This is a genomic window from Gordonia sp. GONU, from assembly GCF_024733855.1.
Classification (GTDB): Bacteria; Actinomycetota; Actinomycetes; order Mycobacteriales; family Mycobacteriaceae; genus Gordonia; species Gordonia amicalis.
The window spans coordinates 1-2,597 of sequence record NZ_JANRHB010000068.1; the positions used below are offsets into that span (position 1 = coordinate 1).

Below are 2,597 nucleotides of genomic sequence, written 5' to 3' on the forward strand. Positions count from 1 at the left end.
GGATGTTGTTTTGGGATTCTTCGCGTAGGCGAGAGATAAGAAGCATGTTGTAGTCGGCGCCGACCGCGACGAGGACTATGAAGGCCAGTAGTGGTACGGGCCAGGCGATATCGGTTTTGAGAATGTGTTGAAAGATCAGGACTCCGATACCCAGTGCCGCGGTGTAGTTGAGAATGACGGTGCCCAGAAGGTATAGCGGCGCGATGAGTGCTCGGAGTAGGAGGATCAGGATCAGACCGACGATGGTGAGGGTGGCCAACGCTAGGAGTCGAAAGTCCTCGGTGAGTAGACGTTTCAGATCGGCGTTGATGGCGGGGAACCCGGCTATCGCGATGGTGGAGTCCTGCAGGGTTGTGTTCGGTCTGGCGGCGTGTGCGACAGCGGTAATGGTGTCGGCCAGTTGCATGGCCTCGGTGCTGTAGGGGTCGAAGCTGGTCTGTATTGCGTAGCGCACGGTATGGCCGTCGGGCGAGACGAACTGGCGAGCGACGTCGACGAAACGGCGGTCTGCGTTGGCCTGAGGTGGGAGGTAGAAGCCGGTTGCTGAGTCTGTTCCGGCGGTCTCACGGGCGGAGGTTTGTAGCTGTGTGGCTAGCGCGGCCATCCCGGCGAGTTGTTGAAGGTTGCTGTCGATCAGCGCGGACACACCGGCGGCCAGTTGGCGTGATCCCGCCGCGAGTTGACTGATACCTGTTTGCAGTTGGGTGAGCTTGCCGGGAAGGTCTTGGCTATTGATGCTTCCCAGCGTGGATCCCAGGGAGTTGACGGTGGAAGTGAGTTGGTCGGTGACTGTTGCGATCGGTGTATCCAGCTGCGCGAGTTGTGTTGACAGCGTAGTGATCTGGTCGAGGGTCCCGTTACTCAGTACGGCGTCGAGATTGCGGGTCTGCGCGCGCAGAGCTGCGCACTGCGGGACTTGGGTGCACCAGGGCGCATTATCGAGGATGGGCAGGATCGAGGTCACTGTTGCCAGGGCTGCAGATGTTTGGCGGGTGAGGGCGGCCAGCTGTGGGGCATTCTGAGAAGCGCGATCGAGCGCTGGTGCGGAGGCGGCGAGTTGGCGTAGTAGTGGCTGGTACTGCTGAATCTGCTGCTCGGCTGTGCTTGCCTGATCGAGGATGCCGACCAGGGGGGCCAAGTTGGTGCGTACCTGGGTGTCGAGCTGAGTAAGCCCGTCAGCGAGTTGGAATGCGCCTGTACGGAGCTGTTCGAGGTCACCTCGGCGGTCCTGGCCATCGTCGACTGCACCCGCCAACCGGTTCCCGATCTGGCCGTTCTGCCAGGACAACTCGGCTTGCTCGAGCTTGTCCCCGGTGGGACGGGTAACGCCGATGACTCGAGTCACTCCTGGGATCTGGGATACACGTGAGGCCATTTGCTCAAGATCGGCCAGCCCGCTGGCAGTACGGAGATCGACCGGCGCATCTACAACGAGGAACTCGGTGATAGTGACGTCCTGAGGGAAATGACGGTCGAGCAACGCGTAGCCTTCGTTGCTGTCGGTTGTCTCGGGTTGCCCCTCACGATCGTCGAAGGTGATCTGGATGCCCATCGCGAAGCCGCTGAGCACGACCAGCCCGACCAAGGTCAGTGCCAGCAGCGGCACAGGACGCCGCACGACGAGCACGGCGACGCGATTCCAGTACTTCCGCGTCAGATCTCGTCTGGGTGCGCCCCAGCCGAATCGCGCCGCCCACAGCAACACCGGAGGTAGCAGGCTGACCGTGGCGAGGAATCCGATGAGGATTGCGATAGCGCATGCCGGACCCAAGGTGGAGAACACGCTCAGCTGACCAAAGACCATCGCCAAAAAGGCCAGCGCCACCGTGGCAGCTGAAGCCAGGATGACCCGTCCAATGGTTGCTGTCGCGTCCACGAGCGCAACCTCAGTGGTGGCGTCCTGACGCAGCCGTTCGTGATAGCGACTGATGAAGAAGACAGAGTAGTCAACCCCGGCTCCGAGCAGAATGACGGTCATGAACGCGACGGTGAACTGCGACACCGGCATACCGAGCTCGCCGAGCGCGGACAAGACCCCGCGGCCCACGCCGAGGCTGACACCGATCACCAACAACGGCACCAGCGCAGTGAACAGCGATCGGTAAACGATCAACAGAATGATCGCGATAAGCGCCACCGTCGCCACAGTGATCACGACCAAATCGCTTTCAGCACTAACGATCTGATCACCGAAAGTGGCCGTCGGCCCGGTGACGTGAACAGTGGTGCCCGTACCCTCAAACACCCGCTGCGCGGTTTGGCGCACGGTCTCCACAGCATGCGTGGCCGTTGGCCCCCCCAAGGTTCCGGTGACCCCGACAGGCAGGTACCAGGCTTGCCCGTCCTCACTCAAGGCTTGGCCGGCCGTCGTCGGATCGGAGAGCAAATCCCGCACCGACTGCACATCGTCGAAATTCTCGCGTAACTGCAGAACGAGCATGTCGTAGCGCTCCCGCGCCACGTCGGTGAACCCACGCGGGTTCTCCATGGTCACGAAAACAGTGGTCTTGGCGCCCTTCTCACCGAACGCACCACCCATCTGATCGAGTGCTTGAAACGATGGAACCCCAGCAGGGATCGGATCAACAGACTGCTGC

1 protein-coding gene is annotated in these 2,597 nt (G+C 61.5%); it reads right to left on the reverse strand.

What is annotated here, in order from left to right; translation table 11 throughout:
* The coding region (locus NWF34_RS25135; protein ID WP_258326390.1) for an MMPL family transporter at window positions 1–2,597 on the reverse strand (2,597 nt) is incomplete at both ends.